Consider the following 25,187-nt stretch of genomic DNA (forward strand, 5'->3'; position numbering starts at 1 on the left):
CGCAACGCCGGCGGAACACCCCGGAAACGCTTCATTTGTAATGTGGGCCACATGACCATCAGCGTCGTGGATTTGTTCAGCATCGGCATCGGCCCGTCGTCGTCGCACACCGTCGGCCCGATGCGGGCGGCGTCGAAGTTCGTTGCGGGCCTGCCCGCGCACGTGCGGGCGGGCCTGTTCGACGGTTCGCGTGACGACGGCCCCTCGCCCACCCTCCACGTCGAACTCCGGGGCTCGCTGGCCGCCACGGGCAGGGGCCACGGCACAGATCGCGCCGTGGTGTTGGGCATGGCGGGCCACGAGCCGGACACCGTGTCGCCGATGGCCGAGCCGAAACCCGGCGCCGACGTCCCGGCCGACGGCGTCGCCCGCGGCCCCTGGGGCGAGGTGCGCTACCGGATCGACTTCGATGCGTCGGAGATCGACGGCCACCCCAACGGGATGATCTTCACCGCCCGGTCCGGCGACGAGGCCATTTCGCAGCAGTGGTTTTCCGTCGGCGGCGGGTTCGTCCTGTCCGGCGAGGACATGGCGGTGCTGCGCGACGGCACCGGGGACATCGGCGCGGGCGTGACCACGACGGGGCGCGGCGGCGACGTGCCCCACCCCTTCACCACCGGCGATGAGCTGCTCGCCCAATGCCGCGACCACGGCCTCGACGTCTCCGACGTCATGCTGGCCAATGAGGCCGCGCTGCACGGGGGCGACGGTGGTGACGGTGGCGACAGTGGCGAGGGGCACGAAGGTGGTGGTGACAGTGGCGCCGGGATCGTCGTCGAGCACCTCGACGCCGTGTGGACGACGATGCGCGAATGCATGGACGCGGGCATCGCCGCCGAGGGCATCCTGCCCGGCGGGCTCGGCGTCCGCCGCCGGGCCCCCGACCTGCACCGCCAGCTCACCGAGATCCGCGCCGACGACGGCGAGGGCACCCACGCCGATGCGCTGTCGGCCATGGAGTGGGTCAATCTGTGGGCGCTGGCCGTCAACGAGGAGAATGCAGCCGGAGGCCGCGTGGTCACGGCGCCCACCAATGGCGCGGCGGGGATCATCCCGGCGGTGATGCGCTACGGGCTCGACCACGTCGTCGGGTTCACGCCGGCGGCGGCGCGGCGCTTCCTGCTGGCCGCCGGGGCGATCGGGATCGTGGTGAAGGAAAACGCCTCGATCTCCGGCGCCGAAGTCGGCTGCCAGGGCGAAGTCGGATCCGCGGCGGCGATGGCCGCGGCGGGCCTGTGCGAGGTGATGGGCGGCGACCCCCGCCAGGTGGAAAACGCCGCAGAGATCGCACTCGAGCACAATCTGGGCCTGACCTGCGATCCCGTCGGCGGCCTGGTGCAGATCCCCTGCATCGAGCGCAACGCCGTCGCCGCCGTCCAGGCCATCAATGCGGCACGGCTGGCGCGGCTCGGCGACGGCGACCATGCCGTCACCCTCGACGAGGCGGTCGCCACGATGGCCGCGACCGGACGCGACATGATGACCAAGTACAAGGAGACGTCCACGGGCGGCCTCGCCGTGGCGCTGCAGATGCCGGTCAACAGAACGGAGTGCTGACCGGCCCGCGCCCCTGTTAACCCAGGCGCGCCTTGAGCTGGGCGACGGCGTCGTCAAGCGAAATCGCGTGCTGCTCATGCGCGGTCAAGTCCTTGAGCTGGACCTCGCCAGCGGCGAGCTCGGACTCGCCGAGCACCAGCGCAAAGCGCGCACCGGCGCGGTCGGCGCCCTTCATCGCGCCCTTGAGGCCGCGGCCGCCGTAGGACATGTCGGAGCTGATCCCCGCGTTGCGCAGCTTGCCGACGAGCACCGCCATCGCACGAGAGGCGTCCTCGCCGAGTGCGACGCCGTAGACGTCGACGCGGCGCTCGTCGCCGAAGGTCTTGCCCTCGGTCTCCAGCGCCAGCAGCGCACGGTCGACGCCTAGGCCGAAGCCGATGCCGGACAGCTCCTGGCCGCCGAGCTGGGCCATGAGGCCGTCGTAGCGCCCGCCGCCGCCGATGCCGGACTGCGCGCCCAGTCCATCGTGGACGAACTCGAAGCAGGTCTTGGTGTAGTAGTCCAGGCCGCGGACCATGCGCGGGTTGATGACGTACTCGACGCCCATGTCGTCGAGGAGGCCGGTGACGGTCTCGAAGTGGGTGCGGCACTCGTCGGACAGGTGGTCGAGCATGAGCGGGGCGTCGGCGGTCATCTCCTTGACCTCCGGGCGCTTGTCGTCGAGCACGCGCAGCGGGTTGAGCTCGGCGCGGCGGCGGGTCTCCTCGTCCAGCGGCAGGCCGAAGAGGAAGTCCTGCAGCTTGCGGCGGTACTCCGGGCGGCACGAGTCGTCGCCCAGCGAGGTCAGCTCCAGGCGGTGGCCGGTCAGGCCGATGCCGCGGAAGGAGGCGTCGGCCAGCGCCACGACCTCGGCGTCCAGGGCCGGGTCATCGACGCCGATGGCCTCGACGCCGACCTGCTGCAGCTGGCGGTAGCGGCCGGCCTGCGGGCGCTCGTAGCGGAAGAACGGGCCGGCGTAGGACAGCTTCACCGGCAGCTGCCCGCGATCGAGGTTGTGCTCGATGACGGCGCGCATGACGCCGGCGGTGCCCTCCGGGCGCAGCGTCACGGACCGGTCGCCGCGGTCGGCGAAGGTGTACATCTCCTTGGACACCACGTCGGTCGACTCGCCGACGCCCCGGGCGAACAGGCCCGTGTCCTCGAAGATCGGCAGCTCGATGTGCTCGTAGCCCGCCAGGCGGGCCCGATGCTGCAGGTAACCGCGCACGGCCTCGAAGGCGCGGGAGTTCGGCGGAACGTAGTCCGGAACGCCCTTCGGCGCGGTGAAGGGGCGGATCTTCTGCTTCTTCTGGTCCTGCTTCTGCTGCTCGGTCACCCGGGCAACTTTACTTCACCTGCGCGAGGAACGGATTATGGGCCTTCTCCCGGCCGATCGTCGACGTCGGCCCATGCCCCGGCAGGATGGTCAGGTCGTCGTCGAGCGGCAGGACGCGGTTCTTCAGCGAATCCATCATGTCCTGCGGGTCGGCGCCCGGCAGGTCCGTGCGGCCGATGGAGCCGGCGAAGAGGACGTCGCCGGAGAACACGATCTCATCGCCGCCGTCGAACGCGCGCAGCATGACGCAGCCCGGCGAGTGGCCGGGCGCGTGGATAACCTCGAAGGCCAGGCCGGCGAACTTGACCTCGTCGCCGTCGTCGAGGTCGTGGATGTCCGTCGGCGGCACCATCTCGGCGACGTTGAACATCTTGCCCAGGCTCAGGCCCGCGCCGATGAGCGGATTGTCGAGCATGAACCGGTCATGCGGGCTGATGTAGACCGGGATGCCCCACTCGCGCGAGACGTCGCCGACGTCGCGGGTGTGGTCGATGTGGCCGTGCGTGAGCAGCACCGCCTCCGGCTTGAGGTTGCGCTGCTCGAACTCCTGCTTCAGCCGCCCCAGCGCGTCCATGCCCGGGTCGATGACGACCACGGGGATCGGGCCGTCGGCCGCGTCGCCCTCCATCGAATGTCCGGTGGCGACGTAGCAGTTGGTCTCGAGCGGACCGGAGGGGAAGCCGATGATCTCCATGGGGCTCCTATCTGGAAGAGCAGGTGGGCGCAGCGCCCGCGGGCACGGTGTTTCGTCGAACATACTACTTGCCGCACCACCCAGGGCCCCGTCCCCCACCCGGGCGCCGCTGCAGGGCATAATGTTCGGCTAGACGTCGCGCCATGCGACATGCGAGACCGGTACACGATCGAAAGAGGCAACCGTGCAGGGCAATGAACAGCGACGCCGCGAGGCGATGAAGAATCTCGAGCGCGAGCTCGGCCGCCGCGACCGCGCGGAGAAGGCCAAACCGTTGGGCGTCGTGGTCGCCACCCTGGCCATCCTCGTCGCCCTGGTCGGCGGCATCTGGTTCCTGACCACCATGGGCGATGACGAAGAAGACGTCACCGCCAGCGAAACCGAGACCACCTCGCCGGCGGAGGCCACGCCCCTTGCCATGGCCCGCTCCGAGGCTCTGCCCGACACCGTCACCTGCGAGTACCCGGCCGGCGGCGGCGAGGCGGCCAAGGAGATTTCCACCCCGAAGACCGACGGCGTCTCCACCACCGGCACCGTCACCGTCACGCTGAAGACGAACCGCGGCGACGTGCCCATGGAGCTGGACCGCTCCCTGTCCCCCTGCGCGGTCAATGCCATCGAGCACATGGCCAAGGAGGGCTACTACGACGACACGGTCTGCCACCGCATGACCGAGGGCATTCTGAACGTCTTGCAGTGCGGCGATCCGACGGGCTCCGGCGCCGGCGGCCCGGGCTTCACCTTCGCCGATGAGTACCCGAAGGATCAGCCGGACGCTCCGGCCGAGGTCGTTTACCCCGCAGGCTCCATCGCCATGGCGAACTCCGGCCCGGACACCAACGGTTCGCAGTTCTTCCTGAACTTCGCGGATAGCAGGCTCCAGCCGAACTACTCGGCCCTGGGCTCGATGACGCCCGAGGGTCTTGAGGTGGTCAAGGGCATTTCCGAGAAGGGCATCGAGGGCGGCCAGCCCGACGGCGCACCCGCCGAGGAGGTCCGCATCGAGTCCGCGACGGTGTCGTAGACGGTCGACGCTTTACGACGGCCACCGGCCCCGCACATCACTGTGCGGGGCCGGTTTTCGTCGTCAAGCAAAGACCTGCGAAGCAGGCGCGGGAGTGAGGCGCCCTACCCTCCGCTGGTGACGCGGAAGACGTCGTAGACGCCCTCGATGCCGCGCAGCACGGAGATGATGTAGCCGAGCTGCTTGATGTCCGAGACCTCGAACGTGAAGCGCATGACCGCCACCCGGTCCTCCGCGGTGTGCGAGGAGGTGGCGATGATGGACACCTTCTGCTCGCTGATCGTGCGGGTGATCTCGGAAAGCAGGCCATGGCGGTCCAGCGCCTCGATCTGCACCGTGACGGTGAAGACCGCGCCGGAGGAATCGCTGGCCCACTCGACGTCGATGAGGCGCTCGGGCTCTTCCTTCAGCTTCGCGGCGTTCGTGCAGTCCGTGCGGTGGACGCTGACGCCGCCGCCGCGGGTGACGAACCCGAAGATTTCGTCGCCCGGCACCGGGGTACAGCACTTGGCCAGCTTGGCCATCATGTCCGCCGACCCGGCGACCAGGACGCCGGCGCCGTCGGCGCGGCGGCGCTTCTCCGGGGCCTGCAGCTTCGACAGCGGCGTACGGGCGGCGAGCTGATCCTCGGCGTCGTCCTTGCTGGAGAACTGCGCCATCAGGCGGTTGGTGACGTGCTTGGCGCCGACCGTGCCCTCGCCGATGGCCGTGTACAGCGCATCGACGTCGGCGAAGTTGAGCTCCGAGGCGATCTGCTTCATCGTCTGCGGCGTGAACAGGCGGTGCATGGGCAGGCCGCCGCGCTGGACCTCGGCGGCCAGGGCGTCGCGGCCGGCGTCGAGTGCCTCCTCGCGGCGTTCCTTGGCGAACCACTGGCGGATCTTCGCCTTGGCGCGCGGGGACTTGACGAACGACGCCCAGTCCTTCGACGGGCCCGAATGCTGGTCCTTGGAGGTGAACACCTCGACGCGGTCGCCGGTCTTCAACGCCGATTCGAGGGCAACGAGCTTGCCGTTGACCTTCGCGCCGATGCAGCGGTGGCCGATTTCGGTGTGCACCGCGTAGGCGAAGTCGACCGGCGTGGCGTCCATGGGCAGCGTCATGACGTCGCCCTTGGGCGTGAACACGAAGATCTCGTTGGAGGCGAGGTCGTAGCGCAGCGAGTCGAGGAACTCGTTGGGGTCGGCGGCCTCCCGCTGCCAGTCGAGCAGCTGGCGCATCCACGCCATCTGGTCGACCTCGGCGGAGTCGCCCTTGTGCGAGCCCTTCGTCTCCTTGTACCGCCAATGCGCCGCAATGCCGTATTCGGCGTTGTAGTGCATCTCGTGGGTGCGGATCTGCACCTCCAGGGCGTTGCCGCCCGGACCGATCACCGTCGTGTGCAGCGACTGGTACACCCCGAAGCGCGGGGCCGAGATGTAGTCCTTGAAGCGTCCCGGCATCGGCTGGAACAGCGAGTGCACCGCGCCCATGGCGGCGTAGCAGTCCTTGGTGGTGTCCACGAGGACGCGGATGCCCACGAGGTCGAAGATCTCGTCGAAGTCGTGGCCCCGGACGATCATCTTCTGGTAGATCGACCAGTAGTGCTTCGGCCGGCCCATGACGACGGCCTCGATGTGCGCCTCGCGCAGATCGGCGGTGACCTCGTCGGAAACCTGCTTGAGGTAGCGGTCGCGCTGCGGGGCGCGGTCGGCGACCAGCCGCACGATCTCGTCGTACTTCTTCGGGTACAGGATGGCGAAGGAAAGGTCCTCCAGCTCCCACTTCACGCTGGCCATGCCCAGGCGGTGGGCCAACGGCGCGATGACCTCGAGGGTCTCGCGGGCCTTCTTCGCCTGCTTCTCCGGCGGCAGGAAGCGCATGGTGCGCATGTTGTGCAGGCGGTCGCAGACCTTGATCACCAGCACGCGGGGATCCTGGCTCATGGCCACGACCATCTTCCGCACCGTCTCGCCCTCGGCGGCCGAGCCCAGCGCGACCTTGTCCAGCTTGGTCACGCCGTCGACCAGGCGCGCGACCTCCGGGCCGAAATCGGCGGTGAGGTCATCGAGGGAATAGTCGGTGTCCTCCACCGTGTCGTGGAGCAGCGCGGCGACCAGCGTCGTGGTGTCCATGCCGATCTCCGCGGCGATCGTCGCCACGGCCAGCGGGTGGGTGATGTACGGTTCGCCGGACTTGCGCTTGACGCCCTCGTGGAGCTTCTCCGCGACGTCGTACGCGCGCTGGAGCTGCGACAGATCCGCGCGGGGATGGACCTCGCGGTGGATGGCCACCAGCGGATCGAGGACCGGGTTGACCTTCGTCCGGGCGCCCGTCAGGCTGCGGGCGAGTCGTGCACCGTAGCGGCGCGGCGAACGATCAGCCATTCTCCGCCCCAGAAGCAGACTCGGCGGTGCCGTTGACCACGTACAGCGGCAGCTCGGACAGCTTGTCGCGGCCGCCAAGGCCCGGGACCTCGAGCACCGCGCACAGGCCGGTGACTTCGGCGCCGCACTTTTCCAGGAGGGCCCGCGCCGCGGCCATGGTGCCGCCGGTGGCCAGGACGTCGTCGACGAGGACGACGCGCTTGCCTTCCAGGTCCAGGCCCGAGGCCGGGACCTCCAGGGCCGCCGACCCGTATTCGAGGTCGTAGGACTCCGTGTGCACCGGCGGGGGCAGCTTGCCCTTCTTGCGCACCGCCAGCACGCCCAGCCCCATGCGGTAGGCCACCGCGGAGCCGATGAGGAATCCGCGCGCGTCCAGGCCGCCGATGACGTCGGCGCCGAATCCCTCGCACGCCTCCGCGACCTCGTCGACGATGAGGCGGAACCCCTCCGGGTCCGCCAGCACCGGGGTGAGGTCCTCGAAGAGGACGCCGTCGGTCGGGAAATCGGGCACCAATCGGATCAGATCGTCAAGTGCGGCCCGCGCGTTTTCATATCCCACGGAGATCCTCGCTTTCAGGGAAACGGGAGCAAAACTCGGCCTCGAGGCGTTGTCGCGACAACGTTACCCTCATCTTTCCACGCGACGTGCACGCCACGGGCATGACCCCGGGCTCCCCCGGAAACGGCGGCGGCCCGCCCGGAAAGCACAATGCTTTCCGGGCGGGCCGGTCTGTCCCGTCAGCGTCCGGGGCGCCAGGTCGACGGGCGCGGCCCGTCTCCCCCGGCGGCGCCCGGGGCACCGCCGGCGATGTCGTCGGCCGCACTCGGGCCGGACTTATTGGGGCCGGACTTCTTCGGGGCCGCAGGAGCCTCCGGGGCCGTGGCGCCCTCCGCGACTCCGCGAGTCGGCGGCGTGGGCGTCGCAATCGAGCGGCGGGCCGGAGCGGGTGCGGGTGCGTCGTCGTCACGCAAGGTGGCCGACTCGACGGCCGCGGCGGCCGGGGACGCGGAGGCCTCCACGACCTGGCCGTCGCCGTCGCCGAAACCGGGGGCCGTGCCATCGGCGCGGGCCGCGGCAACCTTCCGGTCGTGCTCGGCGAAGGACTTCTGGCGGCGCTTGAGCGACACCAGGAACGACGCCGCGAGGAAGATCGACGAGAACGTGCCCTGCACGATGCCGATGACCTGCACCAGCGCCAGGTCGCGCAGCGTGCCCACGCCCAGCAGGCCGACGGCGATGATCATCAGCGCGATGATCGGCAGCAGCGACGACACCGTCGTGTTGATCGAGCGCATGATCGTCTGATTGACCGCCAGATTGACCTGCTCCGCGTACGTGCGGCGGGTCGACTGGCGGAAGCCGGCGGTGTTCTCGCGGACCTTGTCGAAGACGACGACGGTGTCGTACAGCGAGAACGACAGCACGGTCAGCAGGCCGATGACCGTCGCCGGCGTGACCTCGAAGCCGACCAGCGAGTAGATGCCGGCGATGACGATGCCGTCGATGGCCAGCGCGCCGATGGCCGCGATGGCCATGTCGCGCTCGAAGCGGAACGCGATGTAGGCGAAGACCAGCGCCAGGAACACGGCCATGGCCAGGATCATGCGCTCGGTGACCGCGCCGCCCCACGATTCGGAGACGGTGGAGTCGCCGATGGCGTCCGGCGTGGCCTCGCCGCGGGCGTCGACCGGCTGGAACTCGTCGTAGAGGGCCATGCGGGCCTCGTTGATGGTGTCCTCGCCGAGGCGCTCGGAGGTGATCTCCAGCACGCGGGCGTCGCCGGCGCCGATGATCTGCACCAGGTCCGGGGCGACGCCGGTGGCCTCCTCGAAGACCTCCTCCGCCTGCTCCTCGCTGACGCCGGCCGGCGGCATGGTCATTCGGGTGCCGCCCTCGAAGTCGATGCCCAGCGCGAAGCCGCGGAAGGCCATGGCGGCGATGCACACGAGCAGGACCACGGCGGTGATCCAGTACCAGGTGCGGCGCTTGCCCACGACGTCGATGCCGCCCGAACCCGTGTACAGCCGGGTGAAGAAGCCGCGGTCGGCGACGGTCCGGTCCCGCTCGTCGATGTCGGTGGCCGAATCGGCCACCGCAATGTTCCGGTTATCCGACATGGTCACTTCGCCTCCTGGAGCTCGGTGCGGGCCTGGCCCGCTTTACGACGGTTGGCGCCCCGGTCCGAGGCGAGCTTCATCACCGAACCGAACCCGTTCATCGACGGCTTCGCCAGGCCCGGGAACTTGCGCGTGGCTAGGATCACCAGCGGCGCGGTCACCAGGAAGGCGGTGAGGATGTCGAAGATCGTGGACAGGCCGAGCGTGAACGCGAAGCCGCGGACGTCGCCGACGGCGAGCACGTAGAGCACCACGGCCGCGATGACCGACACGAAGTTGCCGGCGAGGATCGTCCGCTTGGCGCTGCGCCAGGCGTGCGGCACCGCGGAGCGGAAGGTCCGGCCGATGCGCAGCTCGTCCTTGATGCGCTCGAAGAAGACGATGAAGGAGTCGGCGGTGGTGCCGATGGAGATGATGATGCCGGCGATGCCGGCCAGGTCGAGCGAGTACCCGATCCAGCGGCCCAGCAGGACCAGGACGCCGTAGATCATGGCGCCCGAGGCGGCCAGCGAGATGATCGAGATCGCGCCGAGGCCGCGGTACAGGGCCAGGGCGTAGAGCACGATGAGGCCGATGCCCACCAGGCCGGCGAGCACGCCCGCCGACAGCGACGCCGAACCCATGGTGGCCGGGATGGTCGTCGCGGTGCCGCCGGGCTCGCCGTCCTCGCCGGCGAAGCTCAGCGGCAGTGCGCCGTAGCGCAGGTTGTTGGCCAGCGTCTGGGCCTCGTCGATGCTGAAGTCGCCGGTGATGCGGGTGGCCTGGCCGACCGGGGTCGCGTCCTGGATCACCGGGGCGGAAATGACCTCGGAGTCCAGCACGATGGCCACCTGGCGCTGCAGGTAATCGGTGGTCAGCTGGGTCCAGGTACGGCCGCCGGCGTCGTTGTTGCCGGACTTGAAGCTGAAGGACACCTGGACCTCGCCCGACTGCTGGTCGTAGCCGCCGTTGATCGGCGCGTCGGTGTCGATGTCATCGCCCGACAGGCGCTTGCCGCCGACCTCGTCGGTTTCGCCGACGAGCAGCGGTGCCGGGTCGAGCAGCATGGCGGCGCCCGGGGTATTCGGGTCGCAGGTCACCAGCGGCTTCGACGGGTCGTCCGCGCCGGCCAGCGGGTCGGTCGCCTCCGGGTCGTCGCAGCGCATGAGGCCCTGGACGGCGAACATCGTCGTCGGATCGTCGGACTGGCGGGTGGCCAGCAGGACGTCGCGGACGCGTTCGCGGCGCTCGGCCGCCTCGACGGAGTTGGCGGGTTCCGCGGGCGCCTCTTCGCTGACCGTGCCGGGCTCGCCGACCTCGAACTGCAGCTCCGAGGGGACGGGCTCGCCGGGGTTCTGCTCCTCGAACATCGTCTTTGTGCGCTCCAGATCGGCGCTGAGCGACTCATTGAGCTCCTTGAGCCCCGCGTTGGCCTCCTCCGGGGAGATCAGGCCGACGGACACCCAGTCATTGGCGATCTCGAGGGTCTTGCCGGCCAGCGCCGAGGGGTCCGGGGCCTCCATCTGCGCGACGGGGCGGAAGAACAGCTGGGAGGTCTGGCCGAGGGCGCGGGCCTCCTGCGAGTCCTCGCCGGGCACCGTGATCACCAGCGTGTCGCCGTCGGCGACGACCTGGGCGCCGGTGACGCCCATGCCGTTGACGCGGTTTTCGAGGATGCGGCGCGCCTGGTCGAGCTGGTCCTGCGTGGGCTGCTCGCCCTGCGGGACGAGGGTGACGCGGGTGCCGCCCTGCAGGTCGATGCCGAGCTTCGGCGTTGCCTCGCGATTGCCGGTGAAGAACACCAGCACGTAGGTCAGCACGAGCACGGCGACGAACAGCAGCAGCGACCACTGCGGCCATTTCGCGCGGAAACCGCGGTTGGCGCCGCGGGATGAGCTTGCCAAGGGGAACTCCTGGGGGTGTACGGGGTCGGTGGACCTGCGTCGGACCGTGCTTGACGACGGGCCGGCGGTGCCTTCTTAGACGGCATCGCCGCGCTTGGCGGCCCGGGCATCGGTCTCCGAGATCGGATCGGCCTGCTCGACCTGGTCGGCGTGATCGGCCGGGGCGGCCTGCTCAGTCTGCAGGACCTGCTCGTTCTGCACGGTTTCGGGGGCGGGCTGGCCGGCGGCCTTGGCCTCTTCTTCGTTGACGTTGCGGACGATGGCGGCGCGCTCCCAGCGGGTGACGATGCCCTCGGCGATTTCGAGGTCGACCGTCTTCTCGTCCACTGCGACGACGATGCCGTGCTGGCCGGAGCCGGTGAGCACCTCGGCGCCCGGGGCGAGGCGGGACTGCATCTCGCGGATCTGGCGCAGCTGCTTGTTCTGGCGGAAGGTCGTCCAGATGGGCAGAGCCAACAGAACGACCATGAGGATGAGAAGGAGAATCGGGTCCATGAGCGGAGAGTCTAACGTCTGGCCCCCGCGCCGCCGCGAACCCCGTGCCGGTTGAGACGTGGCTCACCCGGACGGGCGTCCCCGCACGTCGCGCTCATCCCAGCCCGATGGTGCCCTCCGGCGGCTCCAGGCCGAGGTGGCGCCACGCGGTGGTCGTGGCGATGCGCCCCCTCGACGTCCGCGCGATCATGCCGGCGCGCACCAGGTACGGCTCGCAGACTTCCTCGACGGTGCCGGGCTCCTCGCCGACGGCCAGCGCCAGGGAGTTGACGCCGACGGGGCCGCCGCCATGGCCCCTGACCAGCGCGTCGAGGACGGCGCGGTCGAGCCGGTCGAGCCCGAGTTCGTCGACGTCGAAGACCAGCAGTGCGGCCCGGGCGGCGCCGACGTCGATGACGCCGCCGGCGTGGACGTCGGCGAAGTCGCGTACGCGGCGCAGCAGACGGTTGGCGATGCGGGGCGTGCCGCGCGACCGCGAGGCGATTTCCACCGCCGCATCGGCGCTGACGTCGACGCCGAGGATGCCCGCGGCGCGGGTGACCACCTTCGTCAGATCGGGGACGTCGTAGAACTCCATCTGCGCGGTGAAGCCGAAGCGGTCGCGCAGCGGGCCGGTGAGCATGCCCGACCGCGTCGTCGCGGCGACGAGCGTGAACGGCGGGATCTCCAACGGGATCGACGTCGCACCGGGGCCCTTGCCCACGATGACGTCGATGCGGAAGTCCTCCATGGCCATGTAGAGCATTTCCTCGGCCGGCCGGGCGATGCGGTGGATCTCGTCGATGAAGAGGACGTCGCCCTCCATGAGGTTCGACAGCATCGCGGCCAGATCGCCGGCGCGCTCGAGGGCGGGGCCGGACGTCATGCGCAGCGACGTGCCCAGCTCCTGGGCGATGATCATGGCCATCGTCGTCTTGCCCAGGCCCGGCGGGCCCGAGAGCAGGATGTGGTCGGGCGTGACTCCCCTGCCCCGGGCGCCGCCGAGGACGAGCTCGAGCTGGCTGCGGACCTTGGGCTGGCCGATGAATTCGTCGAGCGATTTCGGCCGGAGGCTGACTTCGGCGTCGACCTCCGCCGACTGCGCGCGTGCGTCGACGTCGCGCTGGTCGGGGAGATTGAACTCGGTGCGCTCCACATCAGACATGATCGATCATCCTATTCGTCGTGCGGCCTCTTCCCCGGGTCACGCGCCCAACGCCTTCAGCGCCGCACGCAGGGCGGCCGAGGTGTCCAGCGACGGATCGGCGGCGAGCACATCGGACACCGCCGCGGAAGCCTCCTGCTCGCGGAAACCGAGCCCCGTCAGCGCGCCGACGACCTGGTCCGCGTCGGCGGCCGGGGCCTGGGCGTTGGCGCCAAGCCTGGCCGACGCTGCGCCACCCTCACCGTCGCCGGCACCGTCGGCGCCCATGCCGGCCGGCACCGCGAAGGCCGCGACCTTGTCCTTGAGCTCGACGAGCATCCGCTCGGCCATGCGCTTGCCGACGCCACTGGCCGACTGCAGGCGCTTGGCGTCGCCGGCGGCCACGGCGGCGGCGATGTCGCCGGGATCGAGGACCTGCAGCACGGCCATCGCCAATCGCGGGCCCAACCCCGACACGGTCTGCAGCAGTTCGAACATCTCGCGTTCGGAGGCCGACGCGAATCCGTAGAGCGTCATCGCATCCTCGCGGACCACCAGAGTGGTCAGCACGAAAGCCTCTTCGCCGCGGACCAGCGTCCCCGCGGTCCGCGCGGTGACGGTGACCAACCGGCCGACGCCGCCGCATTCGATCACGACGTGGGCCGCGCCCAGGTCGATGACGGTGCCGCGCACCGATGCGATCATCGCAATGCCTCCTTCGCGCGCGCCAGCAACGGCGCCCGCCAACAATGGCAGATGGCCAACGCGAGCGCGTCGGCGGCATCCGCCGGTTTCGGGGGTTCGGACAACCCCAGGATCCGCGTGACCATCGTGGTCATCTGCGCCTTGTCGGCGCGGCCGTTGCCGGTCAGCGCCTTCTTGACCTCCGACGGCGTGTACATGTGCACCGGCAGCCCGCGGCGGGCCGCGGCGAGCATGAGCACGCCGACGGCATGGGCGGTCTGCATGACGGTGGATACGTTGCCGCGCTCGAAGATGCGCTCGATGGCCACGACGTCGGGTTCGTACCGGTCCATCCACTCCTCTGCGGCGTTGGACAACCGCAGCAGACGGTCCTGCAGGTCGAGATCCGACGGGGTGCGCGCCACGCCGACCGCCACCGGCGTCACGGCCCGGCCGCGGCCGCCATCGGCGACCGACAAACCGCACCGGGTCAATCCCGGATCGATACCCATGACCCGAATGGTCACCGCTTCCCCGCTTTCCCGGTCGTCCTCCGCCAACTGCGGCATCGTGCTCCGACCTTCATTCCCGGCCGCCGCCTCCAACTGCGATCACGGCCCGCCGATTCCGGCCGCCGCGTCCGCCCCATTCTTACCACATCATCCGAACAGGTGTGCGCCATCGTCGCAAAGCAAGCCCTTCCCCGGACCGGCGCGCCAGGGGCAACCGAAAGTCGGAGGGCGGGCCCGTCTTGGTCGCGGAGGGTGCGACCACGTAATTTGTGGGGTCATGGACACGCCCAAATCCCTGTACAGCAAGCTCGCACTGGCCGAGATGGTCACCTGGACCATCCTGATCATCGGGCTGATCCTCAAGTACGCCGCCGACATGCCGCTGGCCACCCGCATCGGCGGTTCGATCCACGGTTTCGTGTTCCTGTCGTACGCGGTGGTCACCGTCCTCGTGTGGGTCAACCAGCGCTGGTCCTTCGGCCGCGGCGTCCTGGGCCTGGCCTCGGCCGTGATCCCCTACATGACCGTCCCGTTCGAGCGCGCCACCGAGCGCGCCGGCAAGCTCGACGGCCCGTGGCGCTTCCGCGACACCGACGAGGCCCCGCGCACCCTGCCGGAGAAGATCCTCGCCCCCATCGTGCGCAACCCCGTCGCCGCCGCCGTGGTCATCCTCGTCGGCGTGGCCATCGTGTTCACCATCCTGCTCAACGCCGGCAAGCCGACCGAGTGGTTCAACTGACGGGCGGCGACCGCACCGACGTCCTCGCCGCCGCCCGGGAGGCATTCCCCGGCCTGACGTGGCAACACGCCGAGATCCCCGATCAGGGCCTCGACCACCACGTCGCGGTGCTGTCGGGGGCTACGGGCGTTCCCGGTTCTGCCGGTGCCACCACGGCCGAACCCCTCACCGTCGTCGCCCGCCTGGCCACCGCACCGGGCGTGGTCGGCCGCGCCGACGTCGAGGCCGGGGTGCTCGCCGCGGTCGACCACCGCGCCCCCGCCGCAGTGCCCCGGGCGCTGGCCACCGATGGCGACAGCCTCACCCTGGCCCGCCACATCCCCGGCGAGCCACTGTCGGATCGCGTGTGGGGCTTGCTTGACGACGCCCACCGCCGCACCATCGCCGCCCACCTCGCGGCCACCCTCGATGCCATCCACGGCATCGACGCCGCCGGCATTGACGGCCATGACGGCCTGGGCGGCATCGGAACTGCCGAATCACTGCTGGCCGGCGTGGGCGCGTCGTGGTTCCCGATCAAGCACTCAACATTGGCAAAGACCGTCGACGAGCATGTGCTGCCCATCCTCGATGCGCGGGAGGCGGAGCTGACCGGGACCATCATGGCCGAGGCCGAGGCCACCTTCATCACCGATCCGGTGGCGCCTCGGCTCATCCACGGCGACCTGCACGAGACTCACCTGCGCTGGGATGACACTGCCGGCCGGGGCAGTCTCGGCGTCATCGACTTCTCCGACATGACGCTGGCCGACCCCGCCATCGACGTCGCACATCTGGCCGGCATCTCCCCCGATCTGCACGCGCGGGTGGTCTCCGACCTCGCCGCCGCCGACGCCGATCTCGAGCGCCGCGCCGCGATCTACTCGCGGTGGGACGCCGTGTTCCTCCTGGCCGACCACGTGGTCACCGGAAGGACCCCGGAAACGACTGCGCGCGCCCTGTTCGGGCGCGCACTGGAGTCGATGGGGCGATAGCGGGTCCGCCGGGAGTTCCGGCGCACGCCGGGAACCCGGCGGTCCCTGGGAACCCGGCGAGCCCCGCGAACCCGCCGAAACGGCTAGTCGTCGAGCTCGGCGAGGACCTCGTCGGAGATGTCGGCGTTGGAGTAGACGTTCTGCACGTCGTCGGAATCCTCCAGCGCATCGACCAGGCGCAGGAACTTCTTCGCGCCATCGGCGTCGAGCTCGACCTCGGTGCCGGCACGGTAGTCCTGCTCGGCGGAGTCGTACTCGATGCCGGCGTCGACGAGCGCGGTGCGCACGGACATCAGGTCGGTGAAGGCGCTGACCACCTCGAAGTTCTCCCCGAGATCGTTGACCTCCTCCGCACCGGCGTCCAGCACGGCCATGAGCAGGTCATCCTCGGTGAGCTCCGACTCGGCGCCCTTCGGCACGACGACGACGCCCTTGCGCTCGAACATGTACGACACCGAACCGGAATCGGCCATGTTGCCGTTCTGCTTGTTGAACGACGAACGCACGTCGGACGCCGCACGGTTGCGGTTGTCCGTCAGGCACTCCACGATGACGGCGACGCCGCCCGGGGCGTAGCCCTCGTAGACGATGGTCTCCCAGTCCGAGCCGCCGGCTTCCTCGCCGGAACCGCGCTTGCGGGCCCGCTCGATGTTGTCGTTGGGGACCGAGGCCTTCTTGGCCTTGCGGATCATGTCGTCCAGCGTCGGGTTGGCCGTAGGGTCGCCACCGCCGGTGCGCGCCGCGACCTCGATGTTCTTGATCAGCTTGGCAAATTCCTTGCCCCGCTTGGCATCGTTGGCCGCCTTCTTGTGCTTGGTGGTCGCCCACTTGGAATGGCCCGCCATCTGCTGGTCCAAACTCCCTTTTGTCTCGAGGATGCCGATGGCCCCTCGACCGGGGCCGACCGGTCCGCCGGACCATTTCCGGCGGCCGTGCAAATTATACAGGCAGCGCCCGCGGGAATAGATCAGCCGACGTCGAGCCCGGCGCACTCGCGCAGGAACAGCCGGTGCACGCGGACGTCGCCGTCGACCTCCGGGTGGAAGCTCGTGGCCATCACCGCACCGTCGCGCACGGCGACGATCGCACCGGCGGCGGGCCCTTCGGGCACCGTGGCCAGCACCTGAACGCCATCGCCGAGGGCCTCGACCCACGGCGCGCGGATGAACGTCGCCGGGACGGGGCCGTCGATGCCGTCGAAGGCGAGGTCCGTCTCGAACGAGTCCACCTGCCGGCCGAAGGCGTTGCGCCGCACCGTCGCATCGAGCGCGCCCAGCTGCACCGCATCCTCGCGGGTGTCCAGCACCGACGAGGCCAACAGGATCATCCCCGCACACGTGCCGAACGCCGGGAGACCGTCCCGCAGGGCGTCGCAAAGCGGCTCGAGCAAGCCGTTGAAGCGCATGAGCTTGGACATCGTCGTCGACTCCCCGCCCGGCAGGATCAGTGCGGACAGGCCGTCGAGGTGCTCCGGGAGCCGGACCTTGCGGTGCGCGACGCCGAGCTCGTCGAGGACGCGCTCGTGCTCGATGACGCCGCCCTGCAGGGCCAGGACGCCGACGACGGGGCTTGATTCGGCGCTCGTGCCGGTGCGGGCGTCGGGCTCGGGCCCAGACTCAGACTCGGACCTAGACTCAGTCAATGTTCTCCCCCAGCTTCGACTTCGACGCGGGCGTGAACGGCACCGGGTCCATGCCCTCCATGCCCGGCGGCAGGTTCCTGGTAAGTCCTTCCTGCGTGACGACGGCAACGAGCTCCCCCGAGCGATTGAAGATCCGGCCATGGGTCAGAGCGCGACCGGCGTGGGCCGACGGCGACACCTGGTCATAGAGCAACCATTCGTCGGCGCGGAACGGGCGCAGGAACCACATCGCGTGGTCCAGGCTCGCCTCCTGGATCTTCGCTCCCGGGTGCGGGACCTTCGCCGAGGACAGCAGCGTCATGTCGGACATGTACGCCAGGGTGGAGACGTGGAAGGTCTCGTCGTCGGGAAGCCGGTCCTTGGCGCGGAACCACACCACCTGCTGCGACGGCGTATACGGGTTGTGCGTGAACTGCTCCGGGGGCACGACGCGGATGTCCCAGTCCGACCACTCCTGGAACAGCAGGCGGCGGGCACGGGGCATGGCGGCGACGTCGACGACGACGTCCTCGGGGGCCGGCACGTCGCGCATGCGGTCCGAATGCTCGATGCCGGTGTCGCCGCGGCGGTGGAAACTGGCCTGCATCATGAAGATGGTGCGGCCATCCTGCACCGCGCGGACGTGCCGGTGCACGAAGGACCGGCCGTCGCGGATCCGATCCACCGAGTAGATGGTCGGGATGTGCGGCCGGCCGGGGCCGACGAAATAGGCGTGCAGCGAGTGGACCGTGAACTCGTTGTCCACCGTGCGCGTCGCAGCCGCCAGCGCCTGGCCGGCGACCTGGCCGCCGAACGTGCGCTGCAGGACCGATTCGATGACTGGGCCGCGGTAGATGTCGCGGTCGATGCGCTCCAGATCGAGCACTTCGCGGATGTCGGGCATGGTTCCAGTATCACTTACGCCGTCACGCGCCGCGCAGCCGGGGCGAACCCGGCCGTGCGGCGCGTGATGCGGGCGCTGATGTACGGGGCGCGGACGGGCGCGCCCCGAGAGGGGCTACCAGCCGCGCTCGGCCAGGCGGTGCGGCTGCGGGATCTCGTCGACGTTGATGCCGACCATCGCCTCGCCGAGGCCGCGGGACACGTCGGCGACGACCTTCGGGTCGTCGAAGTGCTGCGTGGCCTGGACGATGGCCTTCGCGCGCTCCGAGGGGTTGCCGGACTTGAAGATGCCCGAGCCGACGAACACGCCCTCGGCGCCGAGCTGCATCATCATCGCGGCGTCGGCCGGGGTGGCGATGCCGCCGGCGGTGAACAGCACCACGGGGAGCTTGCCCTTCTCGGCGACCTCGCGGACGAGCTCGTACGGGGCCTGCAGCTCCTTGGCCGCCACGTACAGCTCATCGGGGGCCATCGACTTCAGGCGGTTGATCTCGCCGCGGATGGTGCGCATGTGGGTCACCGCGTTGGAGACGTCGCCGGTGCCGGCCTCGCCCTTCGAGCGGATCATCGCCGCGCCCTCGTTGATGCGGCGCAGGGCCTCGCCCAGGTTCGTGGCGCCGCAGACGAAGGGCACGGTGAACTCGAACTTGTCGATGTGGTTGGCGTAATCGGCCGGGGTGAGCACCTCGGACTCGTCGATGAAGTCGACGCCCAGGGACTGCAGGACCTGCGCCTCGACGAAGTGGCCGATGCGGGCCTTGGCCATCACGGGGATGGACACGGCCTCGATGATGCCCTCGATCATGTCCGGGTCCGACATGCGCGACACCCCGCCCTCGGCGCGGATGTCGGCGGGCACGCGCTCGAGCGCCATGACGGCGGTCGCGCCGGCGTCCTCGGCGATCTTCGCCTGCTCCGGGGTGACGACGTCCATGATGACGCCGCCCTTCAGCATCTCGGCCAAGCCGCGCTTGACGCGGGCGGTGCCGTGGCTGGTGTTGTTGTCGGAGGTGGTCAACGAAACCTGCTTTCTGGGAGGTTCAATCCGGTGTTCGTGTCCCCGGCGCGATGCGCCCGGTGACTGACAACTATAGACCCGGTAATAGACAGTGCCGTCTATCGGCCCCGAACTTCGTTCAACGCCCCTGGGGCGCCTCGACGGAGACGTCGAAGTACTCGGGGATCGGCGCCGTGCCGGCCAGGCGGAGGCCGCGGACCAGCGGACGCATCCGCAGCATCCGGGTGTCGGTGACGGCCTCGTTGTAGAAGCGCCGCGCCAGCTCCACGCGGGTGGTCGCGTCGTGCAGCTCGATGGCCAGCGCCGGCTCCGGCGGGCGGGCATCCAGCGCCTCGGCGAGCTTCGCGCCGAGGGTGTTCTCCGCATCGGCCCGGGCGTGCGGGTCGGCGGCGGTCAACCGCCGCGACTCCGCCCGCGCCACGTCGGCGCCGAGCTCCGGGTACGCCGCACGGGCCACCGCGCCGCGCCGGCCCAGCGCCGCCTCCAGCGAAGCCCGCGCGAGGTCGGCGCGCACGTGCATCCTGTTCAGGCGCGTGGCGGTGGCCGACGCCAGCAGCGCGGCGACGAGCAGGACCGCGGCCAGGATCGCGAGCACCACTGCCCACCACGGCACGAGAATCACGAGACGACCACCTTTTCCCCGTCCATGCGGACGGTGTCGTAGACCTGCAGCACCTTATCGGCGATCGACGACCAATCGAACTCCCACGCCCTCTCGTGCCCGGAGGCCACGAGCTCGGCGCGGCGGTCATCGTCGGAAAGCAGGGCGATTGTTGTCCGCGCGAGGTCGGCGGAATCGCCGTTGCGGAAATGATCGCCGAAGCGGCCGTCGTCGAGGACCAGGCGGAAGGCGTCGAGGTCCGAGGAGATCACCGCGGCACCCGCCGCCATGGCCTCGACGAGCACGATGCCGAAGCTCTCGCCGCCGCGCTGCGGTGCGATGTAGGCGTCCGCGGACTTCAGCGCGGCGGCCTTGGCCTCCTCGGAGACGCGGCCGGTGAAGCGCAGGACGTCGGCATGCTCGCCGGCGCGGCGCACCGCCTGTGCCCGGTCGCCGTCGCCGATGACCAGGATCTCCAGCTGCGGGAACACCCGCCGAATCGCCGGCACCGCGTCGAGCAGCACCGGCAGGCCCTTGCGGGGCTCGTCGAAACGCCCCAGGAACACCAGGCGCCGCACGCCCGGCTCCGGCGCCCCGATCTCCGGCACGCCGGCGGCATCGGGGGCCGCGGCGTAGTCCGCCACGCGCACGCCGTTGGGCACGAGCACCGGGTCTCCCCCGAGCTGCTCGACCTGCCAGCGCCGAGCGACCTCGGACACGGCGATGCCGCCGCGGATGCGCTCGAGCATCGGCCGCAAAAACGGCGTGGCCAGCTTGAGCGCCAGCGATTGCGTCGCCGCCGAGTGGTACGTGGCCACGATCGGCCCGACGGCGGCGCGCACGGCGAGCATGGAGTAGCTCGGCGAATTGGGCTCGTGGATGTGCAGCACATCGAAGTTTCCCTCGTCGATCCAGCGCCGCACCTTCCGCGCGGTCACCGGCCCGAACGCCAGCCGCGCCACGGAGCCGTTGTACGGGATGGGGATGGCGCGGCCGCCGCGCTCGACGAAGTCGGGCACCTCCGCCGTCGGGCCCGCGGGGCCGATCAGGCTGACGTCGTGGCCGCGCGCGCGGAACTCCTCGCACAGGTCGATCGCGTGCGCCTGCACGCCGCCGGGCACGTCGAACGAATACGGGCAGACCATTCCGATGCGCATGTCAGGCCTCCCCCGCCGGACGATCCGGGGCCGGGTCCCCGTCGGAGTCGCGCTCCTGCGCCTCTGCTTTGCGACGTCTCCGCGCCTCCCGGTCCGCCGTCCACAGCGGCTGCAGCATGTGCCAGTCGGCGGGGTGGGCGGCGATGTCGGATTCCATGAGCGCCGCGCAATCCTGCACGACGTCGGCCAACTCGCGGCCCTCGGCGGGCACGGCCGGGTGGACCTTGAGCCCCCATTCGTCGCCGTCGAACCACAGGCCGGCCACGTGGAGCGCGGCGCCCGTATCCCGGGCCAGCTGCGCCGCACCGATGGGCATGACGGTCTTCTCTCCGAAGAAGTCGACCTCCGCACCACGGCCGCCGAAGTCGCGTTCGCCGACGAGCGCGACCACGCCACCGGCATCCAGCCGCGTGCGCAATCCCGCCATCGGGGGCTCCCCTCCGGTCAGCGGCAGGATCTCGAATCCGAGGCCTTCCCGGAAATCCACGAAGGCGTCGTAAAGCTCTTCGGGGCGCAGGCGCTCGGCGACCGTGGTGAATCCCCCGAACCGCCGCGCGGCCCACATCCCCGCCATGTCCCAATTGCCGGAATGGGTGACCAGCAGGATGATGCCGCGTCCGGCGGCCTCCGACTCGTCGAGCAGGTCGCGGCCGCGGATCATGCCGGCGACGCGGTCGGCCAGCTCCGGGCCCGCGATGGCGGGCAACCGGAACGCCTCGACCCAATAGCGCACGTAGCTGCGCATGGAGGCCCGGACCAGGGCGTCGGGGACGTCGTCGGCGGGCAGGCCCGTCACGCGCGCGAGGTTGCGGCGCAGCTGCGCCGGACCCCGGCCATCACCGGAAAACCGATCGGCGGCCTTCATCGCCGCCCACATCACCGGGCGCTCGGGCAGCTTGCCCACGAGCTTCCAGCCGGCCAAGTAGCCCAGCGCGGCCAGGTCCTCCCGGGTGCGGGGCAGCCTCATGCGCGCTCCTCCGCCGCACCGTCGCGCGCGCCCTTGGGCGGGGCGATCGGGTCACCGGCGCCGGCGCCGCGGCCGACCATGACCAGGCGCTGGAGCACCGTGATCACGGAACCGGCGGCGAGCAGCCACATGGAAATCTCCACCGCCCACGGCACGCCCAGGCCCTCGAAACCGATGCCGACCAACGCGATGATCAGGCGCTCCGGGCGCTCGACCAGGCCACCGTCGACGGTGAACCCGGACGCCTCGGCGCGGGCCTTGACGTAGGACGTCACCTGGCCGGCGACCAGGCAAATGAGCACCGCGACGATCAAGTGCCCCGCCGCACCGTGCGAATGGAACACCCACCACAGGATCGCGCCGAACAGGGCGCCGTCGGTGATGCGGTCGCAGCTGGCGTCGAGCACCGCGCCGAAGCGGGTGCCGCCGCCGCGCAACCGCGCCATCGTTCCGTCGAGCAGGTCGAACGCCGCGAACAGGCCGGTCAGCACAGCCGCCGCGAACAGGTGCCCGGTGGGGATCAGCGTCACCGAGATCGCGATGGCCGCGACCGTGCCGAAGACCGTCATCGCGTTGGGCGACACGCCCATAGAGTTCAGCCGGCGGGCGATCGGCTCGACGACGGGGGCGATGGGCCTGCGGCCGTGCGCGCTGAGCATTGTCGGTCCTCTCGGTTGATCTTCGGCTGTGGCTGAATCTGGGCTGGCGCTACCAGGCTTCGACCAGAATGGCGCGGGTGTCGCGCAGCATCTGCGGCAGCACCTTGACGCCGTCGATGACGGTCATGAAGTTGGAGTCTCCGGACCAGCGCGGGACCACGTGCATGTGCAGGTGCTCCCCCACGGATCCGCCGGACGCGCGGCCCAGGTTGAACCCGACGTTGAGCGCGTGCGGCCGCGACACCTTCTTCAAGGTGCGGATCGCCCGCTGCCCGAACGCCATCAGCTCCGCCATCTCCTCGTCGGTGAGGTCCTCCAGGTTGGCCACCTGGCGGTACGGCACGACCATGAGATGCCCGGAATTGTACGGGTACAGGTTGAGCACGCAGTACACCCACTCGCCGCGCGCCACGATCAGCGCGTCCTCGTCGGAGCGCTTCGGCAGGTCGACGAACGGGTTGCGCGATCGGGTCTCGCTTGACGACGATCCGCCGGCACCCTCGCCGGCCCCGTCACCCGAAGGGGCGGCGGAATCGGCATTGGAATCGGCCTTGGAATCGGGCTCGGAATCGGCTTGCGCCTTCGAGGCGCCGTTGTCCGCGATGTAGTGCATCCGGTACGGCGCCCACAGGCGTTCGAGTCGGTCGGGCTCGCCCGCGCCACGGTCGACCATGGCGTCGGAGGGGTGCCCGTCAGCGTCGCGAAGCAATGTTGTCCCCATTGGGCTGATCGTTGATCCGCTCCGCGACCCAGCCGGCAATGAGATCGGCGGCCTCGGCCACCGGCACGCCGTTGATCTGGGAGCCGTCGAGGAAACGGAACGACACCGCGCCGGCCTCCACGTCGCGCGCGCCGGCCAGCACCATGAACGGCACCTTCGCCTGCGTGTGGTTGCGGATCTTCTTCTGCATGCGGTCATCGGAGACGTCTACGTGCGCGCGCAGGCCGCGGGACTTCAGCTCCTTGGCGAAGGCCTCCAGGTGCGGGACACAATCGTCGGCCACCGGGATGCCCACGACCTGCTCCGGCGCCAGCCACGCCGGGAACGCGCCGGCGTAGTGCTCCAGCAGCACGCCGAAGAAGCGCTCGATGGAGCCGAACAGCGCGCGGTGGATCATGATGGGACGCTTCTTCGTGCCGTCCGACGCCGTGTACTCCAGGTTCATGCGCTCGGGCATGTTGAAGTCCAGCTGCACCGTGGACATCTGCCACGTGCGGCCGATGGCATCGCGGGCCTGGACCGAGATCTTCGGGCCGTAGAACGCCGCCCCGCCCGGGTCCGGCACGAGGTCGAGGCCCGACGCATCCGCGACCCGCTGCAGGATCGCCGTGGAGCGCTCCCAGATCTCGTCCGAGCCGACGAACTTCTTCTCATCCTTCGTGGACAGCTCCAGGTAGAAGTCGTCCAGGCCGTAGTCCTTGAGCAGGGAGATGATGAACTCCAGGACCGTGGTCAGCTCCGACTCGAGCTGGGACTCCTCGCAGTAAATGTGGGCATCGTCCTGAGTGAAGCCGCGGGCGCGGGTCAGGCCGTGGACGACGCCCGACTTCTCGTAGCGGTACACCGTGCCGAACTCGAACATGCGCAGCGGCAGCTCACGGTACGAACGGCCGCGCGACCCGAACACCAGATTGTGCATCGGGCAGTTCATCGGCTTGACGTAGTAGTCCTGCGGCTGCTTGGTGCAGTTGCCGTCGGCGTCGTACTCGCCGTCGAGCTTCATCGGGGGGAACATGCCCTCCTTGTAGAAGCCCAGGTGGCCCGACTGCTCGAACAGGTCGCCCTTGGTCAGGTGCGGGGTGGTGACGAAGTCGTACCCGCCCTCGAGGTGGCGGCGGCGGGAATGCTGCTCCATCTCGTTGCGGATGATGGCGCCCTTGACGTGGAACACCGGCAGGCCCGAACCGATCTCGTCCGGGAAGCTGAACAGGTCCAGCTCCGAGCCGAGGCGGCGGTGGTCGCGCTTCTCGGCCTCCAGCAGCATGTCCAGGTGGGCGTCCATGGACTCCTTGGACTCCCACGCGGTGCCGTAAATGCGCTGCAGGCCGGCGTTGGCCTGGTCGCCGCGCCAGTAGGCCGCCGACGAACGGGTCAGCGTGAACGCCGGGATGTAGCGGGTGGTGGGCACGTGCGGGCCGCGGCACAGGTCGAACCACTCGGTGTCGCCCGTGCGGGGGTTGACGTTGCGGTAGCCGGTCAGCTCGGTGCCGCCGACGTCGACCGTCGCGTCCTCGTTGGCGTCGATGTCGCCGGAGGACTTGTCGGCGATGAGCTCGAGCTTGTACGGCTCGGCCGCCAGCTGCGCCGACGCGTCGTCCGGGGACTCGAAGACGAAGCGCTCGAACTTCTGGCCCGACTTGATGATCTTCTTCATGCGCTTTTCGATGCGCTTGAGATCCTCCGGCGTGAACGGCTCGGCGACGTCGAAGTCGTAGTAGAAGCCGCCGTCGATCGCCGGGCCGATGCCCAGCTTCGTGCCGGGGAATTCCGCCTGCACGGCCTGCGCCAGCACGTGGGTGGTCGAGTGGCGGATGACCCCGCGGCCGTCCTCCGTGTTCGCGGCGACGGGCTCGACGGTCTCGTCGGCGGCCGGAACGTAGGACAGGTCTCGCAGGTCACCCTGCGGGTCGCGGACGCAGACGATGGCGTCGGGACCCTTGTTCGGGTAACCCAGGTCCCGCATGGCGGCACCGGCGGCGACGCCCGCGGGGACGGTGAACGGGGCGGGGATGGTGATTGCTTCGGACACGGCTGGCGTGGCTCCTTCTGGCGGAAT

The 25,187-nt window shown here is 70.0% G+C and carries 24 protein-coding genes; 4 read left to right on the forward strand and 20 right to left on the reverse strand.

Features of this window, described 5'->3' with window-relative positions:
• Positions 1–51: 51 nt before the first annotated feature.
• A complete protein-coding gene (locus ACFWGD_RS00255) occupies positions 52–1,557 on the forward strand; it encodes an L-serine ammonia-lyase (protein ID WP_377776527.1) in 1,506 nt (501 codons plus the stop codon).
• A gap of 16 nt (positions 1,558–1,573) precedes the next feature.
• Here the strand turns inward: ACFWGD_RS00255 and hisS are convergent, their stop codons facing one another.
• Positions 1,574–2,872 carry a histidine--tRNA ligase gene (hisS, locus tag ACFWGD_RS00260; protein ID WP_377776528.1) on the reverse strand — a complete coding sequence of 433 codons (1,299 nt, stop codon included), beginning with the start codon at positions 2,870–2,872 and terminating at the stop codon, positions 1,574–1,576.
• A 10-nt stretch (positions 2,873–2,882) separates the two neighbouring features.
• Entirely contained in the window at positions 2,883–3,566 is a 684-nt protein-coding gene (locus ACFWGD_RS00265; RefSeq protein ID WP_377776529.1) for an MBL fold metallo-hydrolase, read from the reverse strand.
• 184 nt (positions 3,567–3,750) lie between these two features.
• Here ACFWGD_RS00265 and ACFWGD_RS00270 point away from each other — a divergent pair, with 184 nt between their 5' ends.
• Positions 3,751–4,590 (forward strand): peptidylprolyl isomerase, encoded by an 840-nt coding sequence (locus ACFWGD_RS00270; protein ID WP_377776530.1) that lies wholly within the window; start codon positions 3,751–3,753, stop codon positions 4,588–4,590.
• Between the two features lie 104 nt (positions 4,591–4,694).
• On the opposite strand, the gene ACFWGD_RS00275 is transcribed toward ACFWGD_RS00270, so the two are convergent.
• The 8 genes from ACFWGD_RS00275 to ruvC form a co-directional block, all read right to left on the reverse strand.
• Positions 4,695–6,956 (reverse strand): RelA/SpoT family protein, encoded by a 2,262-nt coding sequence (locus ACFWGD_RS00275; protein ID WP_377776531.1) that lies wholly within the window; start codon positions 6,954–6,956, stop codon positions 4,695–4,697.
• Positions 6,949–7,515 (reverse strand): adenine phosphoribosyltransferase, encoded by a 567-nt coding sequence (locus tag ACFWGD_RS00280; protein WP_377776532.1) that lies wholly within the window; start codon positions 7,513–7,515, stop codon positions 6,949–6,951. Before ACFWGD_RS00280 ends, ACFWGD_RS00275 begins: the two co-directional genes overlap by 8 nt.
• 179 nt (positions 7,516–7,694) lie before the next feature.
• Positions 7,695–9,050, reverse strand: coding sequence for a protein translocase subunit SecF (gene secF, locus ACFWGD_RS00285; RefSeq protein WP_377776988.1), 1,356 nt, complete (start codon positions 9,048–9,050; stop codon positions 7,695–7,697).
• Positions 9,051–9,076: 26 nt separating this feature from the next.
• Complete coding sequence (gene secD, locus ACFWGD_RS00290) at positions 9,077–10,957, reverse strand: protein translocase subunit SecD (RefSeq protein WP_377776533.1); 1,881 nt, start codon at positions 10,955–10,957, stop codon at positions 9,077–9,079.
• Positions 10,958–11,032: 75 nt separating this feature from the next.
• Positions 11,033–11,452 (reverse strand): preprotein translocase subunit YajC, encoded by a 420-nt coding sequence (gene yajC, locus ACFWGD_RS00295; RefSeq protein WP_377776534.1) that lies wholly within the window; start codon positions 11,450–11,452, stop codon positions 11,033–11,035.
• A 94-nt stretch (positions 11,453–11,546) separates the two neighbouring features.
• Entirely contained in the window at positions 11,547–12,596 is a 1,050-nt protein-coding gene (gene ruvB, locus ACFWGD_RS00300; RefSeq protein WP_377776535.1) for a Holliday junction branch migration DNA helicase RuvB, read from the reverse strand.
• Positions 12,597–12,635: 39 nt separating this feature from the next.
• Positions 12,636–13,280, reverse strand: coding sequence for a Holliday junction branch migration protein RuvA (ruvA, locus tag ACFWGD_RS00305; RefSeq protein ID WP_377776536.1), 645 nt, complete (start codon positions 13,278–13,280; stop codon positions 12,636–12,638).
• Positions 13,277–13,828, reverse strand: coding sequence for a crossover junction endodeoxyribonuclease RuvC (ruvC, locus tag ACFWGD_RS00310; RefSeq protein ID WP_377776537.1), 552 nt, complete (start codon positions 13,826–13,828; stop codon positions 13,277–13,279). Before ruvC ends, ruvA begins: the two co-directional genes overlap by 4 nt.
• A gap of 220 nt (positions 13,829–14,048) precedes the next feature.
• Between ruvC and ACFWGD_RS00315 the strand changes: the two genes are divergently transcribed.
• On the forward strand, positions 14,049–14,510 hold the full coding sequence (locus ACFWGD_RS00315; RefSeq protein WP_377776538.1) for a DUF3817 domain-containing protein: 462 nt from the start codon (positions 14,049–14,051) through the stop codon (positions 14,508–14,510).
• Positions 14,498–15,484 carry a phosphotransferase family protein gene (locus ACFWGD_RS00320; RefSeq protein WP_377776539.1) on the forward strand — a complete coding sequence of 329 codons (987 nt, stop codon included), beginning with the start codon at positions 14,498–14,500 and terminating at the stop codon, positions 15,482–15,484. Before ACFWGD_RS00315 ends, ACFWGD_RS00320 begins: the two co-directional genes overlap by 13 nt.
• Positions 15,485–15,567: 83 nt before the next feature.
• On the opposite strand, the gene ACFWGD_RS00325 is transcribed toward ACFWGD_RS00320, so the two are convergent.
• The 10 genes from ACFWGD_RS00325 to thrS all read right to left on the reverse strand — a co-directional run bounded on the left by ACFWGD_RS00325 (position 15,568) and on the right by thrS (position 25,160).
• Positions 15,568–16,329 carry a YebC/PmpR family DNA-binding transcriptional regulator gene (locus ACFWGD_RS00325; protein WP_377776540.1) on the reverse strand — a complete coding sequence of 254 codons (762 nt, stop codon included), beginning with the start codon at positions 16,327–16,329 and terminating at the stop codon, positions 15,568–15,570.
• A gap of 122 nt (positions 16,330–16,451) precedes the next feature.
• On the reverse strand, positions 16,452–17,036 hold the full coding sequence (gene pdxT, locus ACFWGD_RS00330; RefSeq protein ID WP_377776989.1) for a pyridoxal 5'-phosphate synthase glutaminase subunit PdxT: 585 nt from the start codon (positions 17,034–17,036) through the stop codon (positions 16,452–16,454).
• 82 nt (positions 17,037–17,118) lie between these two features.
• Complete coding sequence (locus tag ACFWGD_RS00335) at positions 17,119–18,009, reverse strand: acyl-CoA thioesterase (RefSeq protein ID WP_377776541.1); 891 nt, start codon at positions 18,007–18,009, stop codon at positions 17,119–17,121.
• Between the two features lie 114 nt (positions 18,010–18,123).
• On the reverse strand, positions 18,124–19,026 hold the full coding sequence (gene pdxS, locus ACFWGD_RS00340) for a pyridoxal 5'-phosphate synthase lyase subunit PdxS (protein WP_377776542.1): 903 nt from the start codon (positions 19,024–19,026) through the stop codon (positions 18,124–18,126).
• Between the two features lie 118 nt (positions 19,027–19,144).
• Entirely contained in the window at positions 19,145–19,648 is a 504-nt protein-coding gene (locus ACFWGD_RS00345; protein ID WP_377776543.1) for an NUDIX hydrolase, read from the reverse strand.
• Positions 19,645–20,784, reverse strand: coding sequence for a glycosyltransferase family 4 protein (locus tag ACFWGD_RS00350; protein WP_377776544.1), 1,140 nt, complete (start codon positions 20,782–20,784; stop codon positions 19,645–19,647). The genes ACFWGD_RS00345 and ACFWGD_RS00350 overlap by 4 nt, the downstream gene beginning before the upstream one ends.
• A 1-nt stretch (position 20,785) precedes the next feature.
• Complete coding sequence (locus tag ACFWGD_RS00355) at positions 20,786–21,751, reverse strand: phosphatidylinositol mannoside acyltransferase (RefSeq protein WP_377776545.1); 966 nt, start codon at positions 21,749–21,751, stop codon at positions 20,786–20,788.
• Positions 21,748–22,410 (reverse strand): phosphatidylinositol phosphate synthase, encoded by a 663-nt coding sequence (gene pgsA / locus ACFWGD_RS00360; protein WP_377776546.1) that lies wholly within the window; start codon positions 22,408–22,410, stop codon positions 21,748–21,750. The genes ACFWGD_RS00355 and pgsA overlap by 4 nt, the downstream gene beginning before the upstream one ends.
• A gap of 49 nt (positions 22,411–22,459) precedes the next feature.
• Positions 22,460–23,131, reverse strand: coding sequence for an HIT family protein (locus ACFWGD_RS00365; protein WP_377776547.1), 672 nt, complete (start codon positions 23,129–23,131; stop codon positions 22,460–22,462).
• Complete coding sequence (gene thrS / locus ACFWGD_RS00370) at positions 23,103–25,160, reverse strand: threonine--tRNA ligase (RefSeq protein ID WP_377776548.1); 2,058 nt, start codon at positions 25,158–25,160, stop codon at positions 23,103–23,105. Before thrS ends, ACFWGD_RS00365 begins: the two co-directional genes overlap by 29 nt.
• Positions 25,161–25,187 lie beyond the last annotated feature (27 nt).

The sequence above is a fragment of the Corynebacterium sp. NPDC060344 genome (assembly GCF_042725215.1).
Taxonomy (GTDB): Bacteria; Actinomycetota; Actinomycetes; order Mycobacteriales; family Mycobacteriaceae; genus Corynebacterium.